Origin of the sequence: Pontibacterium granulatum (genome assembly GCF_029961155.1) — a bacterium.
GTDB lineage: Bacteria > Pseudomonadota > Gammaproteobacteria > Pseudomonadales > Balneatricaceae > Pontibacterium > Pontibacterium granulatum.
The window spans coordinates 32,446-47,928 of the sequence record NZ_JASBRH010000015.1 but is presented as its reverse complement, the minus strand read 5'-3'; the positions used below and the strand labels follow the sequence as shown (position 1 = coordinate 47,928).

The 15,483-nt window shown below is 51.5% G+C and carries 14 protein-coding genes; 8 read left to right on the top strand and 6 right to left on the bottom strand.

The window, feature by feature from the left end; genetic code table 11:
• Nucleotides 1-173: 173 nt before the first annotated feature.
• Nucleotides 174-1,808 (bottom strand): sensor domain-containing diguanylate cyclase, encoded by a 1,635-nt coding sequence (locus QKW35_RS14315; protein ID WP_282354111.1) that lies wholly within the window; start codon nt 1,806-1,808, stop codon nt 174-176.
• A gap of 765 nt (nt 1,809-2,573) precedes the next feature.
• Between QKW35_RS14315 and QKW35_RS14310 the strand changes: the two genes are divergently transcribed.
• Nucleotides 2,574-3,143, top strand: a complete 570-nt coding sequence (locus QKW35_RS14310; RefSeq protein WP_282354108.1) for a GNAT family N-acetyltransferase — start codon at nt 2,574-2,576, stop codon at nt 3,141-3,143.
• 45 nt (nt 3,144-3,188) lie between these two features.
• Here QKW35_RS14310 and QKW35_RS14305 read toward each other — a convergent pair whose 3' ends face one another.
• The 3 genes from QKW35_RS14305 to chrA all read right to left on the bottom strand — a co-directional run bounded on the left by QKW35_RS14305 (nt 3,189) and on the right by chrA (nt 6,042).
• Complete coding sequence (locus QKW35_RS14305; protein WP_282354106.1) at nt 3,189-4,457, bottom strand: DEAD/DEAH box helicase; 1,269 nt, start codon at nt 4,455-4,457, stop codon at nt 3,189-3,191.
• A gap of 149 nt (nt 4,458-4,606) precedes the next feature.
• Nucleotides 4,607-4,828, bottom strand: coding sequence for a hypothetical protein (locus QKW35_RS14300; RefSeq protein ID WP_282354105.1), 222 nt, complete (start codon nt 4,826-4,828; stop codon nt 4,607-4,609).
• A 59-nt stretch (nt 4,829-4,887) separates the two neighbouring features.
• On the bottom strand, nt 4,888-6,042 hold the full coding sequence (chrA, locus tag QKW35_RS14295; protein ID WP_282354104.1) for a chromate efflux transporter: 1,155 nt from the start codon (nt 6,040-6,042) through the stop codon (nt 4,888-4,890).
• A 154-nt stretch (nt 6,043-6,196) separates the two neighbouring features.
• Between chrA and QKW35_RS14290 the strand changes: the two genes are divergently transcribed.
• Together QKW35_RS14290 and QKW35_RS14285 are read left to right on the top strand one after the other, a co-directional pair.
• Nucleotides 6,197-6,856 carry a hypothetical protein gene (locus QKW35_RS14290; protein WP_282354103.1) on the top strand — a complete coding sequence of 220 codons (660 nt, stop codon included), beginning with the start codon at nt 6,197-6,199 and terminating at the stop codon, nt 6,854-6,856.
• A 281-nt stretch (nt 6,857-7,137) separates the two neighbouring features.
• Nucleotides 7,138-8,472 carry a peptidoglycan DD-metalloendopeptidase family protein gene (locus QKW35_RS14285; RefSeq protein ID WP_282354101.1) on the top strand — a complete coding sequence of 445 codons (1,335 nt, stop codon included), beginning with the start codon at nt 7,138-7,140 and terminating at the stop codon, nt 8,470-8,472.
• Between the two features lie 91 nt (nt 8,473-8,563).
• On the opposite strand, the gene QKW35_RS14280 is transcribed toward QKW35_RS14285, so the two are convergent.
• Nucleotides 8,564-8,839 (bottom strand): hypothetical protein, encoded by a 276-nt coding sequence (locus QKW35_RS14280; protein ID WP_282354100.1) that lies wholly within the window; start codon nt 8,837-8,839, stop codon nt 8,564-8,566.
• Between the two features lie 386 nt (nt 8,840-9,225).
• Here QKW35_RS14280 and QKW35_RS14275 point away from each other — a divergent pair, with 386 nt between their 5' ends.
• The 3 genes from QKW35_RS14275 to QKW35_RS14265 all read left to right on the top strand — a co-directional run bounded on the left by QKW35_RS14275 (nt 9,226) and on the right by QKW35_RS14265 (nt 13,060).
• Nucleotides 9,226-9,636, top strand: a complete 411-nt coding sequence (locus tag QKW35_RS14275; protein WP_282354099.1) for a hypothetical protein — start codon at nt 9,226-9,228, stop codon at nt 9,634-9,636.
• A gap of 212 nt (nt 9,637-9,848) precedes the next feature.
• On the top strand, nt 9,849-10,604 hold the full coding sequence (gene hisA, locus QKW35_RS14270) for a phosphoribosylformimino-5-aminoimidazole carboxamide ribotide isomerase (RefSeq protein ID WP_282354097.1): 756 nt from the start codon (nt 9,849-9,851) through the stop codon (nt 10,602-10,604).
• A gap of 170 nt (nt 10,605-10,774) precedes the next feature.
• Complete coding sequence (locus tag QKW35_RS14265; RefSeq protein WP_282354096.1) at nt 10,775-13,060, top strand: hypothetical protein; 2,286 nt, start codon at nt 10,775-10,777, stop codon at nt 13,058-13,060.
• 39 nt (nt 13,061-13,099) lie between these two features.
• On the opposite strand, the gene QKW35_RS14260 is transcribed toward QKW35_RS14265, so the two are convergent.
• Nucleotides 13,100-14,017 (bottom strand): endonuclease/exonuclease/phosphatase family protein, encoded by a 918-nt coding sequence (locus tag QKW35_RS14260; RefSeq protein ID WP_282354095.1) that lies wholly within the window; start codon nt 14,015-14,017, stop codon nt 13,100-13,102.
• 126 nt (nt 14,018-14,143) lie between these two features.
• On the opposite strand from QKW35_RS14260, the gene QKW35_RS14255 reads away from it, so the two are divergent.
• Both QKW35_RS14255 and QKW35_RS14250 read left to right on the top strand, forming a co-directional pair.
• Complete coding sequence (locus tag QKW35_RS14255) at nt 14,144-14,320, top strand: oxidoreductase-like domain-containing protein (RefSeq protein WP_282354094.1); 177 nt, start codon at nt 14,144-14,146, stop codon at nt 14,318-14,320.
• Complete coding sequence (locus QKW35_RS14250) at nt 14,304-15,344, top strand: NAD(P)H-dependent flavin oxidoreductase (protein WP_282354092.1); 1,041 nt, start codon at nt 14,304-14,306, stop codon at nt 15,342-15,344. The genes QKW35_RS14255 and QKW35_RS14250 overlap by 17 nt, the downstream gene beginning before the upstream one ends.
• Nucleotides 15,345-15,483: the final 139 nt, after the last annotated feature.

Here is a 15,483-nt window from a genome sequence, read left to right as displayed (position 1 = left end):
CGCGTTCGTTTTTTGAAGGACCCTGGAATCCCGTCACATAAAGCATAGGGGCTGTGACGGGATCTCCTCCTCAGGCGTCATCCGTTTCTCTTGGCTGATGACGTCCTCACTCCGTGGTTAATCCTGTCGGAACCGCGTTTTAGCGGAGGTTCGGGCCTCCGCTTTTTTTGACTTTAAAGTGCCGTCTCTATTTCCGTCTGTTCGTCACAGCGGCGAACACAATTCCTGCCTTCTCGCTTGGCAATGTACAGCGCTTCGTCTGCTTTACGCAGTTGTTCCGTAAAGTCATCTTTGCCTACGCGAATATCAGACACTCCGATGCTGCATGTAATCGACAGTGTGTTGTCGTGGCAGGCGAAAGGGGTCGATGCGATTGCTGTGCGAATACGGTTCGCTAATGTAATTGCGCCATCTGAATACGTTCGTTTTGAAACAACGAGGAATTCCTCGCCTCCGAGCCGGAATAGTTTGTCGTGAAAGCGCAGTGTGCTTTTAATCCGCACGACAAAACTTTGTAGAAGTTTGTCTCCTACTGCATGGCCGTAGGTGTCGTTTACGCGTTTGAAGTAGTCAATATCGACCACCAGGAGGGACATCAGCTGTCCGGACCGCTCTTGCTGAAGGCTGTCGATGTATGCGTCCAGTCCGTGTCGGTTGGCTATATCAGTTAAGTAATCTTTTTCTGCTTGGGTCTTGAAGCGCGTTAGTTGATCTGAAATACCGGTCGCATCCATTATGACGGCGCCAAACATCATTTCACCGTCGATCAACTGTTTGTTAATGCTCACCAGAATCGGTATTTCTTTTCCTGACTTGTGATAGCCCACCATGTTTAACAAGTTATCGTTGACCTGCTTTTGTTTTTCCCCCTGCCTGAAAGACTTGACGTGACCGGCATGAGCATCACGTAATCGGGGAGGGATAAAGTGCTGAAGGTTCATGTCCTTCATTTCGTTTATTTCCCAGCCGAAAATACGACTGGCGCCACTATTTGCAGCGACGACATCACCTCGAGAGGAGAAGAGCAATACAGCGCCCATTGATGTTTCCAGGGCAAACGCAAGTTCTGTTTGAGCCAGCAACTTAGCTTTCTGCTCAGCGGCAAACTGACCCTGCCACTTGGATTCTTTGAATGAGTTCCATAGCAAGCCGATGACGGCCACAATGCTGCATATTGCGGCCATTGATGCGATCCCCAGTTCAGGTGCTACGTTTTGTTCACGAATGAAGTATAGGGCGATCCAACCCACTGCAATTGGGAAAATGATCACAGGGAAAGATAGCCTGCGAAGTTCACGAAACGTCAGGGAGCTATTGTTGAAGTAACTGTGAAGTAGGCTTTCCCGCTGAGTGAGTGAAAAACCGATAAAAAAAACCGACAGGCTCAAGGCGGTGGGCAAAGACATTGATTCAATAAAAGTAAAGGTCGCTATGCTTTCATAACCATATATGTAGCTCGACACGCCTAAAAGCGGAATAAATAGACCGACTAAAATAGGAAGGTCACAGTGCAGAGCTTTGGTACAAATACGGAAAGAGTATAGGGTGATGCAAAGACCCGCAAACAGCAGAGTGACTGCTGTTGCTTCGGATGGCCTCCCTGGCAGCTTAGTTGAAAAGCTATCTTCGATGAATATGTTGTCAATATGGAGATCCAAATTTAAATAGTATTGGCACAAGGTCAGTGTGGAAATGGCGATAAGGGAGAGAGCTGGAAAAAGCTCTGCTCTAATGCCGAAGACTCTTGTGTTAAACACTAAAAGCGCTGAGCCACACAATGCAACGCCAAGTGCTGTATTCATCTTCATAGTGGGCGCGTGTGGCAGAAAGAGTGAGGGTGGCGTATCCGTAAGCCATCCGAAAACGGCATACAGCGACACGCAGATGAGGAGTGTTCCAATCAATCTAAATAAAAATGACGGCGAATAGAAATTAGAAAGTGATTTCCTTGTCATTTGGAATCCATTCAGCATTGAGCTTTAGATGAACAGTAAGTATAGCCTATAAACATTACATGCTAGGCGAGGAAGTAACTAAAAATTATAACCACAATTTGTATGGTTTTATGAGACGTTGGCGTTTTTTAAGGGGGGATCGCGGACATTGGAGTGGCCAAGAAACAAATAAACTGCCTGGTTTTAATGGGATTGCTATTTAGGTGGAGGCCGTTCTAAATTTGTTGAATTTCGCCTAACCTGACTATCAAATCTTTACAGATCGCTTTCATGCCGGTTGTGGGGAAGGCGATACAATATTGGTGTTGATTTGCGGTTGTTTCCATAATCCCAGCACGGGCTATCTGGAGCAGTGAGTGGCTGGGGCGTTATTAAATCGAGAGAGATCCCGAGCGTTTATCATGGGTGGGGCTACTAACCTCCCCAGGCGTTTTCAGTTTATCTTGGCTGAAGGTGCCTTCAGTTAATGGTGTCCCGTTCCGAGCCGTGCGTATACATAGGTTCGGGGTTCTGCCCTTTTTCTGCGCTTCCCGACGTTGTCGTTTCCTTCCGCTATGCTCATTGTAGGGGGGTATTTGGTTACCCATCTTTCCTAAGCCAACTTGAGGGGGAAGCATCATGCTGAGCTCCACCATCCGTCCCGCTGTTAAGTCTGATTGTGCGGCCATTGCCCGTTTATACAGTATTTCATCTGACGGCGTTGCCGATTATATTTGGACCCAACTTGCAGAACCTGGCGAAGATATCCTGGCTGTAGGGCAGCACCGTTATGAGCGGGAAGACACAAACTTCAGTTACCGCAATTGCTCGGTTGTTGTCAGCGATAGTGAGGTTGTTGGGATGTTGGTGGCATTTCCGATGCAGGTTGATCCCGCCTATGTGGAAGAGGATCCAGTGCTCGCCCCGTACTCGAAGCTTGAGGTCGATAACAGTTATTACATCTGCGGTATGGCGTTGCTTCCAGAGTACCGTGGGCTAGGAATAGGAACACGGCTGCTGGCGTTAGCGGAAAGGCATGCGCGAGAGAAAGGGTTCTCTGTGCTTAGCCTGATCGTTTTTGAAGAGAATAGCGGTGCAAAGGCGCTGTATGAGCGCTACGGATACAAGGAAGTGGATCGGGCACCAGTACATCCCCATCCGCTGATTCATTACGCTGGGGATGCAGTCTTGATGGTTAAGCAGATCTAGTTGCAGAGGGCGCTAGCAACTGGAATGTTGCGTGTACCGCTGAGCTTATTTCCCTTGCTGTTCTTTTGCCGCGGCTTCGCGCAGTTTGTCTTTCTTACTCTTACGTTTACCTTTAACCGGTCCTTTGGGTTTATCCAGCAGCTCAACCGGTGCGTATGGCGAGCGCTCGAAGCCTTTGACTTCCTCACGTGGAAGTTGTTGACGGGTGCGTTTTTCGATCAGTTTAAAGTGGGCATCGTTTTCGTGATCGATAAACGACAGCGCGACACCGGATTCACCGGCACGACCGGTACGCCCGATGCGATGCACATAGTCCGCAGGTGAGCGTGGCAGGTCATAGTTCACCACGCAAGGCAGGTTCGCGATATCGATACCCCTGGCAGCCAGGTCCGTCGCAACCAGTACCTTAAATTTTTTGGCTTTAAAGTTGGCCAGCGCTTCTTTACGTGCGGTTTGAGTCAGGTCACCGTGCAGTGCTTCCGCTTTGATGCCCGCACGAGAAAGCTTCATGGTAACGTTGTTTACCCCGCGTTTGCTGGCAACAAAAACGATTACGCGTGACCAGCCCTCTTCCTTGATCAGGTGCTTCAGCAGGGAGGTGCGTTTATCTCGATCCACTTCGATCGCTCGCTGTTGAACCTGCTCCGGAATGCTGGATTCAACCTTTACTTCGATCTCGGTTGGATTGTGCAGCAAGTTTCGGGTTAGCTCTTTTACCCCTTCGGGGAAGGTTGCCGAGAAAAGAAGGTTTTGACGTTTGTTTGGCAGCAGCTTTAATACTGCCTCAAGCTCATCGGCGAAACCCAGGTCCAGCATGCGGTCGGCTTCGTCCAGTACCAGTGTTTCTAACGATGTCAGGCTTACCGCGTTCTTATCCGCCAGGTCCAGTAACCGCCCGGGTGTTGCCACGAGGATATCCGCACTGCCCCGTAGCGACAGCATTTGTGGATTAATCGATACACCACCAAATACAGTCACGACTTTTACTGCTTCTGGCAGATTCTGCGCATAGGCACGGATTGCATCACCCACCTGCATCGCCAGCTCGCGGGTTGGTACCAGGACCAGAGCGCGAACCGCACGCCTAGACGATGTCGGATTCGTGCTGATTGTCTGCAGTAGCGGCAGAGAGAACGCCGCCGTCTTGCCAGAGCCGGTCTGTGCCGCTGCTACGACGTCACCGCCTCTGAGTACCACAGGAATCGCTTGTGTTTGCACGGGGGTTGGTTGCTCGTATCCCAGTTCAGTGAGGGTAGATAGTAAAAACTCGGACAGACCCAAAGATGTGAACGAAGCAGGTGATGCGGCAGACATAGATAAACTCAAAAGAATGGGAACGATACACGCGGCGTAAGCTGCGGGTTTAAGAGCAGGTTAGTGTACCAGAGCGCGGCGCGTAAATATCGTGGATTGTCAGTTTGCGCTGAAGGTGGGGATACTTTCAGCGCACAGGGGAGGGCTTATCAATCGCCTTTGTATCGAGCTGCACTGATAATGCTGATCAAGTGGAATACCGCAGCGATAACCGCAGGGAAAATCAGGAAATAGGTTGCATAGCCTACAGCTGTTACGGCGAAGAACAGAAGTGCCAGCAGGATGCGGCCCTGCACAAGATGGCCCAATCCGGGGATAAATACGTTACATAGCGCTGCGATGACGTTGCCTGCGCTTCCTTTTTCGCTCATTGAGAGTCCTCCATCGATGTTGGTTCCATCATCCAATATTTCTAGTGCTTACAGCAAGTTTATATTCGAAGCAGGAATGCGCCGGTAGCAATATAAAAAATAACCAGCAGTATAATGCTGAGTTTCATTCCGCGAAGCAGTAGCAAACCCGCCAACACCAGGGCAAAGTCGGTACCGTTGTTTATGGCGCTACTGAACACAGGTTGATAAAGGGCGGCTAGCAACAGGCCGACAACGGCTGCGTTAATGCCCTGTATACCCGCTGCGATACGCGGACGGTTGCTAAGGCTCTGCCAGCTATCATGAAACGCGATAAGCAGCAGAAAGCCGGGTAGGAAGACGGCAAGTGTGGCCAGTAGAGCTCCTATCAGCGGCATATCGGCATATAGTTCGGCACCCAGAAAACTGGCTAGGGTAAACATCGGGCCAGGAACTGCCTGTGCCGCGGCATATCCGAGCAGGAAACGGTCAGTGCTCATGCTGTCGCCCACCAGGTCCTGCAGAAGTGGAAGGACTACATGGCCACCACCAAACACCAGACTGCCCGCTGCGAAGAAATCATGGAACAGCGCGATCAGTGGTTGATCAATCAATAGGAGTGGCAGCAGTGCCAGGGCCGCGAACAGGCCTCCCGATATAAGACCCGGCTTCTTCAGCGTCAGCGATGCCTGGGTGTTGGTCTTGCCGAGCAAGGAACCGATCGCGGCAGCGCTCAGCAGAACGATCAACTGGGTGCCAATGCCCGGGAAAATCAGCAGTGACATGGCGGTGGCGATTGCCACACAGAGGCTCCAGCGCTGTTTACAGAAGTTGCTGAACATCCCGTAAGTCGCATCGGCGACCACCACAACCGCCAGCAATTTAAGGCCGTGGATAACGCCCTGCATGATGTTGTTGTCCGCGAACTGGGCCGTACTGGTTGCAATTAGGTAGAGCAGCAAAAACGAGGGAAGAGTAAAGCCCAAAAACGCGGCGACACCACCAGGGATGCCTGCCCGATTCATACCAATGGCGAATCCTACCTGGCTGGAACCCGGCCCTGGCAGGAACTGGCTCAGTGCGACCAGACCGGTATAGTGCTGTTCGTCCAGCCAACGATGTTTTTCCACAAAGTAGTTGCGGAAGTATCCTATATGCGCGGCGGGACCGCCGAAGCAGATACAACCCAGCCCTAAAAAGCGCAGAAATATTTCCAATAGCACCGACGGTTTCATCCGTTCTTCCTGATCAATTGGTGTTGTCACGGTAGATAGCAGACAAATGTTGCAGCAGATAGTTCGTGGCTGGGGGCAAGTAGTTGGTAGAACTGGTTTTTTCAGGGTAGAGCGACTAGGTTCAAAGTACCGAAAGGCATACAGGTATAGATCGATGAATGATCGTATCGAGCAACTGGTGCAGCAAATTGAGAGCCTGCGCCAGGAATTGCAGGCCGTGCTGAAAGAGCAGGAGCAGGAATTTCTCTATAAGGTGGAAGGCACTCGGGTTGAATTTGAAGAGCGGTTACGGCGCACGCATAAAGAGTTAAGGCAAAACGTGTTTGCCTGGCTCAGGGCCAGCCAGTTACGCAATGTGCTGTCCGCGCCCTTTATCTATGGCATGATCGTGCCGATTGCACTGTTTGATCTGGGCCTTACGGTATACCAGCAGATCTGTTTTCGTTTGTACCGCATCCCCCGTGTGGATCGCTCCGAGTACTTTGTCTTTGATCGTCATCATCTGGGGTATCTCAATTCTATCCAAAAGCTGAACTGTATTTACTGTGCTTATGCCAATGGGGTGATCAGTTATGCGCGGGAGATCTCTTCACGCACGGAGCAGTATTGGTGCCCGATCAAACATGCCCGCAAGCTTGCTGATCCCCATGAACGTTACTTGTATTTCGTGCCTTATGGTGCGGCTCAGGAGTTTCAGCAGAAGCAGCATCGCTTTCGTACAGCATTAAGACGTGGCGGTGCTCCACGCGCCTGTGAAACAGATGATTCGGCTGACATCTCAAGCGTTGTACCGCCTAATGATAAGGCTGACTAACGTATTATTGAGCGCTGTCAGACAGGCTGTGGAACTGAATCCAAAAAACGGTTTCTGATGATTACCCTTTATCTTTGAGGGTGATATAAATGGGGAAGGGGAGCGAGGGAGCGACGGTATTCACATTTTGTTTCGGCTTCATTTTCTATTCAGCGCCTGACTTTACGATGTTGTCAGGTTAAATTGTGCCCCCTCTTTTTGAATGATTTTAAGCGTGCAGCGGTGTCGTCTTGGCCTCACAAGGAGGCCATATCGCTGCCAGTGGTTTACTGGTATCTGTTTTGAGTTTGATAAACACAGCCTTCGAGGGTCTGAAGAGACTGTATGGGCACCTTTCGCGTGTCCAGCGTACTGTAATTGTTGTCACCCTGGCGATGATGCTGATGGCTCTGGTGTTGCCGTCCGGTAACCAAGCCCCGCCTGGCATGACCCGTGTCTCCCTTCCTTTGTCGTTAGATGATCCGGAGTTTCCCGGCTTTTCGGCAGAGAAAAGCGATGATGACGAACCGAAAGGACATCTTTACTACGTCGTGGAAAAAGGCGATACCCTCAGCAAGATCTTTGAGAATCTGGGGGTCCCTCAGACTACGCTCTACCAGCTGTTGGAAGCGGATGTGAACGTATTGGCGCTTGATACGATTCAGCCGGGCCATAAACTCGAATTTCAGTTTGATGAGAAAGAACGCCTGACGCGTTTTACTTTTCGTTCGGGCCTGACCTACATGGTGGATTTTACGCGCGGTAAGAAGGATGACTTCGAATTCGTCGAGCATATCGAGAAAGGGCAACATCGCAGTGAAGTGTTCGTGGGTACGGTGCAGGGGAATCTGCACCTCTCGATGCAGACTGCGGGGACCAGCCTGGCCGAGGCGTATACCGTGTCAAATGTGCTGAAAACCCGGATGAACTTTCGCAAGGATCTTCGTGCCGGAGACCAATTTCAGCTAATCATCTCGCGTCAGTACGTGAAGGGGCAGTACACCGGCGAAAGTAAAATTGAGGGTTTCCGTTATCTGGGTAAACGCCGTACGTTGGAGATCTACAACTTCGACGGTAACTTCTTCGATGAAAAGGGGCGCAGCCTCGAAAAAGCGTTCCAGCGTATACCACTCCAAAAACGTTATCGTATAAGTTCAAACTACAATCCACGTCGTCGACACCCGGTGACTAAAGCGATTCGCCCACACAACGGGACCGACTTTGCAACGCCAATGGGTACGCCGGTATTGGCTGCGGGAGACGGCGTGGTGACCCGTGTGATCCAACACCGTTACGCAGGGCTCTATATTCAGATTCAACATGGAGCAAAATACCGAACTCGCTATCTGCATCTTAAAAAAGCCTATGTTCGTAAAGGACAGAAGGTGTCTCGTGGTCAGAAAATTGCGCTGAGTGGCAACAGTGGACGTTCTACCGGACCGCATCTGCACTATGAATTCCATATCAATAACCGCCCGGTGAATGCCATGAAGGCAAAAATTCCGGAGGTGAAAACCATTGCCTCGAAACATCGCAAGAAGTTTAAGTCCATGGTGAAATCTTTATCCGCAAGGATGGAATCCTATGCAAAGGCGCAACAGGGCGAGCGGCAGCAGGCGCAGCGTGACGCCGGTTGACCAGTAATAAGCGTGAGCAGGGATTTTGTAGAGTAAAAGGTGAGGGTGGCGCAGCAGGAGGCGGAGCCATCCTGCTGCGAGATATGTAGGGTCAGTCTTTTTTCTGCGTTTCTAGCTTTTCGAGTTGTTGCTCGAGTTCGCAAATCTCCGTTTCATGCAGCCATTTGTTGATCCAAGCTTCGACTTCAGATCGCTTGTGGCTGGTATTGTTCCAGGCTTTATACGCCTTCAAGTGCTCTTTTGAGACAGAGTTCTTATTATTTTTATCACCGTCAACGCAGCTAATCGGGAACGTTGGATTCTTCTTGAACTGTCGCTCAATCCAGCCGATCACGAATTCCTTATCCTGCTTTTTGAACTTCATCATTAACCTCAGATGATCTTATATTGGGTGATACTTTGTTATGCGGCGGTATTCTATCGAAGCGCGAACAGGATTCTGTTACAGAATTATTGTATCTGTGGCTAATCCCGCAATTAATTGACACTGTGCCAAAGCCGTGCGTGATCTGAGTCATGGTAGCGCTAGAAATATCCATAATCTCTATATAAATCAATGATGTTTATGGGGTTAATGTAGCTGATGCGAATGGTGGTCAGGATGACCAAATTGAATCGAGAGGGAGCTTGAAGATGCGTATATTTGCACTGTTATTGTGTTGTTTATGGCACTCCACGTTGCATGCGGAAATCAACGAAAGGGTTGTGCTTCGCGGAGCAGTGAAAATCCACATGCCAGATGATCTGCGGCCCATGTCTGAATGGCAGATGGATCAAAAGTATCCGGGATGGCAGCGTGGCATTGAGGCTTTCAGTTTAACGAACGGAACCGTCAGCATCGCTTTTCACCATACCCAGAATGCAATCCAGGAAAAACAGATCGATGACGCTCACGCGGTTGTATCACGCCTGCTTAGGCGTCGCTATGGGGATGCGCATTGGTTACAAAGCCGTGTTGCTCCCAAGTTTGGCACCCGGGTGATGGTATTGGAGTTTGTGACTAAGGCGGAAGATACGTCGATCCATAACCTGATGTACGGCATCCCACTCAACGGGCGTTTGCTATTAGTGACCTTTAACACAACGTCACAACAGGTGCCCGATTGGCTGGATAGAGGGCGTTTGATGATTAACTCAATCGAGTTGGTTGCAGATCTCAATTGATCGCTGAATTCCACGTTACCCAAGGGGCTTGCTGATTTTGGATGAACATATACGGCTGAAGGAGTACCTGTCATAGCGTCAGCGTCAAGATCTACACAGCATTCATCCTCAGCGTCTTCGCTAATGTTGAAGACCTTAGCGTTGAGGATTCCAGTGCAGATCTTCTGGTACAATATGGGCCTCTCTCCAAGGCCAGAACAGGAAGCAGTTTCTTGACTCAGTTTCGTCCGTGTATCGACCTGCACCAGGGGCAGGTAAAGCAGATTGTTGGTGGTAGCCTGAATGATCAGGGGGCCGATACGAACTACGTGAGTCCGTACGACGCCACCCACTACGCGACCCTTTACCGTCAGCACAACCTGACCGGTGGCCATGTGATCGCGTTGGGACCAGGCAACAAGGAGCAGGCGTTGAAGGCACTGGCTGCCTGGCCTCAAGGTTTGCAGTTTGGCGGTGGTGTGAATGCCGACAATGCCGAGGAGTTTCTGGAAGCGGGCGCATCCCACGTGATCGTAACCTCTTACTTGTTCGAGGGTGGGCAGTTTAGTTGGGAACGTCTGGAGAAAATCAAAGCCGCCGCTGGTGCTGATCGTCTGGTGCTGGATCTGAGCTGCCGCCGCACCGAAAATGGCTGGCATATCGCGACCGACCGTTGGCAGACTGTGACCGAGACTGCGGTGGACGCTAACACCCTGGCCGCATTGAGTGAGCACTGTGCGGAATTCCTGATCCATGCGGCGGATGTTGAAGGCCTGCAGGCAGGGATCGATCAGGACCTGGTGCGTGCACTGGGTGAAGCATGTCCGATCCCGGTGACCTATGCGGGCGGTGCGCGTTCGCTGGAAGATCTGAAGCTGGTAGACCAGTTGTCTGGTGGCAAAGTTGATCTGACTATTGGGAGTGCACTGGATATCTTTGGTGGTTCTGGCGTCACGCTGGAGGAGTGCATTCACTGGAACAACCGCTAAGGTTCGTTACTTCCACCTGCATTTCAATCTGCAGGTCGATCCAGACCGGTCGACCTGCACTCTGCTCGCAATAGCTCATCTTTTCTTTCCAGACCAAGGCGCAAGCCCGCGTCCGTTAACGCTGCACTGCTATACTTGATCACTGTATAAAGGTACAAGAGCGTGTACTGATGTTTGGCTCGCTTACCATTTTTATCGTGATCTGCCTGTATATGGTGCTGCTGTTTGCGCTGGCACTGCGGGTGGAACGCAGTCAGGAGCGCCTGAGCCGATCCTACGTTTGGGTATACGGCCTCTCCTTGGGCGTATTCCATACCTTCTGGGCTTTTTATGGCAACGTAGGGGACGCCGCGTCCCACGGGATTCGTTTCTTCATCATGGATCTTGGCAGTTACCTCTGTCTGGCTTTGTGGGGAATCCTGGTATACCGCATGGTGCAGGCCAAGGAGGTGTTCAGGGTTACCAGCATTGCCGACTTCATTGCTGCCCGCTACAACCGTTCCCAGACCATTGCTGCATTGGTGGCTCTTACCGCGCTCTTCGGCAGCGTGCCTTATGTGGGCCTGCAGATCAAAGCGATCATCACCTCCATCGGCGTAATTACCGCAGACGACACTTCCCGCGTGATGGACGCAGACAGTGCCGACACCTTAACCGGATTAGCTGCCTGTATGGTTCTGGTTCTGTTTACCATCCTGTTTGGTATCCGCCGTCTTGATCCAACTGAGCATCACTACGGCATGGTTGTCGTGTTGGCGCTGGAGAGTGCAATCAAGGTGATTGCATTATTGGCCGTGGGGGCGTTTATCACCTTTGGGGTGTACGACGGGTTCGGCGATCTTTGGCAGCGGATGGAACAGCGGGACTTAATCCACCTGACAAGCGCAGGGATCGATGAGATCGGTATAGGTGGATTAGCCACCCATATGATCATCGGTTTTTTCAGTATCATGCTGCTGCCCCGGCAGTTTCACCTCGCTGTCATCGAGAACAACAGCAAGCGGCACATCAAGCCCGCCGCGTTGATCCTGGCGCTGTACCTGTTGTTGATGTCGGTTTTTATCATTCCTTTGGCTGCTGCGGGCTTGATGCAAGGGCTGCCTCCTGAGCGTTCGGATATGTTTGTGCTGTTGCTACCACTTCAGCAGGAGAACGGGCTGTTGTCGCTGGTAACCTTTCTCGGCGGTTTTGCGGCGGCATCGGGTATGGTTATCATCACAACCACTACCATTGCTACTATGGTGGCAAACCATCTTATTCTGCCGCTGGCTGAATCCTGGCAGCCGTTGCGTGCGCTGCGTGGGTATCTTTTATTGGTGCGTTGGGCGGTTGCCGTACTGCTGATCTTTTCCGCTTATATTTTTATTGCTGCCTTCAGTGGTGCATACTTTTTGGTGGGGATCGGGACACTCGCGATCACGGCGTTACTGCAAATTACCCCCGCGCTACTCGGCGGTATGTTCTGGCGCAAAGCGACCACCAATGCGGCCATATTGGGTATTTGTGCCGGGCTGCTGGTGTGGTTCTATACCCTATTGCTGCCTGTTATAGGTCAGGATGTGCAGTGGGTTCAGCACTGGTTGCAGGAGGGGCCCGCCGGCATTGACATGCTCAGGCCGCAAGCGTTGTTTGGCATGGAATGGAAGGATGAAACCGCACACGGCGTGATCATATCCCTCGGGCTTAACGCTCTTCTCTTTGTTGCGTACTCACTCCTGTTTGAGCCCAATAAAGAGGAGCGGAATCTCACCGAAGAATATATGGCAATCTTTGCCGCACCGACTGTGGCTGGCGCTGCACAGGCCCGCCCGACTGGCCTGGATGATTACATCAGCTTTGGTGAAAAGCGTCAGGAAGTTTATCGTCTGCTGACTCAATATCTGCGCTCCGATAAAGCCGAGCGTTTACTGGAGCAGGTTGTTCATGATCTTCATGTCGCCAATCGTGAGTACGTCAATATTATCGAACTGGTTGAGTTTCACCGCATGATCGAGCATGAGCTGGCGGGCTCGATCGGTGCGGCCAGCTCCCACAGTGCGGTCCGCAGTCATATCAGGTACAGCGAGCGCGAGTCCAACGAGCTCAAGGCGATTTACCACCATATCGCCACCGGTATTAAGGGTGGTGACGAGCAGGCAATGATGCATCAGGATCGTGATCAGGCGCTTGATCTCTTGCAAAGCCGAATTACGGTGCTGGAGCAGGACGTATCCGAGCGTGATGCAGCGATTGAGGTGCTGCGTGATAAGCTGGATGAGCGCTATGAGGAGGTCTTTCAGTACCGAATGGAGGCGCAGAGGCTACAGAATACACTGAACCAACTCGCGGATGTGAACAGTGAGATTGATACGGAGCAGAACCTGGAAGAGGAGAACCGCCAGTTGAAGCAGATGTACGCTGATCTGAGCCTAAAACTTAAGACGTTGCATAGTCAGGACGATGATAAAAATGACTGACAAAATACCCGCATAAGCCAGGCGCTTTTGTGGGCAAATTTATGCATCCGATGTATATCGCTCAAACTGATCCGTTTCATCGACGTGCTCTTTTCGCAGTAGGTGACGTAGCTCTGCTGGCAGACCGATCTCCATCGTCACGGGGCGGTGGTCAGAGATCGTGCAGTCCAGCACTTCCGCGTGGCGTACTTGCAGGTCAGGTGTTACCAAAATGTGGTCCAGGGTTTGCTGCGGTTGCCAGCTCGGGTAGGTGTGTTGGCTGGTAGCGGTTTGCAGCTTTAGATCGCGCAAAGGGCTGCGGGTATGCAGGTGCTCCAGTGGATTGTTCATATCGCCCATCAATACCACATGTTTATGGTTACCGATTACCTTCCGAATATATCGCAGTTGCCGATCCTGTGTGCGGCTTCCCAGTGCGAGATGCAGCACTACAATCAGAAGACTGCGATCCCCATGCCCAAAGCGTGCAATGACGGCACCCCGGCCGGGTAGGCGACCAGGCAGGCTGTGATCTTCGACATAGCTTGGCGGAATCCGACTCAGAATACCGTTGCTGTGCTGGGCGAGCTTGCCCAGATTACGGTTGAGCTGCTGATAGTAAAAGGGGAACCGCCCCGTCTCGGCCAGAAACCTGACCTGATTCACAAAGCCACTTCGTAAGCTGCCACCGTCCGCCTCCTGCAATGCTGCGATGTCGTAGTCACGCAGCAGATAGCCGATCTCTTCAAGTGTGTGGTTGCGTTTATGGTGGGGCAGAACATGCTGCCAGCCACGGGTGAAATAGTGGTGGAAGGCATGGGTGCGAATACCAACCTGGATATTAAAACTGATCAGTCGCAGGCTGTCCTTTTGCGGTGTGTTGTAGGGGATATGCGAGGTTTCCTGATAGGGAGCTTGTAACACGGACTGTCTGAACATGGTCGGCACAATTTTCGGCAGCTCTTTATGCTTTAGCATAGAGGAAAAATGTTACCGGGACGTTGGTTAAGTGCTTGAAGTCCAAAACGCCACGACCCAAGTCCAATATCGTTGCCCCTCTAATTCCGATAATATAAGTAGGATATTACACAGAGGTTTGAATAGATGAGTACGACGACGCAACGGCCGCAGCCGCCCGGTGATAATGAATGTTGTGAGGGTGGATGTTCCCCCTGCGTTTGGGACCGCTACTACGATGAACTGCGCGACTGGCAGGCCCAACAGGCGGTTATAAAGGCAAAGGAAGCTGCAGAGAAGGATGAGGATGAAACAGCTAAATGAACTGCTGGATATAGAATTTCCGCTCATTCAGGCCCCCATGGCTGGCGTGCAGGGCAGTGACCTTGCGATCGCAGTATCAAATGCAGGTGGCCTTGGTTCGCTGCCTTGCGGCATGTTGGGACCGGATGCGATTCGCACTGAGCTTGAGAAGATTACTGCGGCGACCGATCGTCCCTACAATGTTAACTTCTTCTGCCATACGCATCCCGAAGATGATCCTATCGCCGAGCAGCGTTGGCGCTCGTTGTTGTTGCCCTATTATCAGGAATTAGGGCTCGATCCCCACAATGTGCCTGCTGGCGCCGCGAGGGTGCCGTTTAGCGCACAGGCCGCCGAGATTCTCGCTGACTTTAAACCGGCTGTGGTGAGTTTTCACTTTGGCTTGCCCGTGCCTGAGTTGCTGGAGCGTGTCAAATCCTGGGGCTCGCTGGTGATCTCCAGTGCCACAACGGTGGATGAAGCTCGCTGGTTGGAGCGCAACGGCGCTGATTGTGTGATTGCTCAAGGGCTGGAAGCCGGTGGGCATCGTGGCATGTTCCTGACCGATGATCTGACCACCCAGGTGGGCACATTCAGTCTGTTGCCCCAGATCGTTGAGGTCGTCGATCTACCGGTTATTGCGGCCGGTGGTATTGCCGATGCACGTTGTGTGTCGGCTGCAATGGCATTGGGCGCGTCCGCTGTTCAGGTAGGTACGGCGTTCATGTTGTGCCCGGAAACGTCAACAAGTCAGGTGCATCGAAAAATTTTAACCAGTGGTGCGGCGCAGCATACGGCTGTGACCAATGTGTTCTCCGGCAGACCTGCACGGGGCATTATGAACCGGGCGATATTTGAGCTCGGTCCACTGAGTGATCAGGTTCCGGCGTTTCCCAATGCCAGTACTGCCATAGGGCCGCTGCGTAAGGTCTGTGAGGAAAATGGTCGAGGTGATTTTACGCCGCTTTGGGCCGGGCAAAATGTGAGTGGCTGTTGTGAAATGAGTGCTGCAGAAATTGTGCGTAGACTGGCTGCTGAATGCTGACAAGGGTAGTGGCCGCAACTGCAGCAAAAAATGATAGAAATCAGTTTTTATTTCAGTGGGTTAGAAAAAGCTATTGTAAAGCGCCCACACAGTGGTATTAGTAATAAGTGTCAACCGTGACTCTCTTGTAGTAAGGATT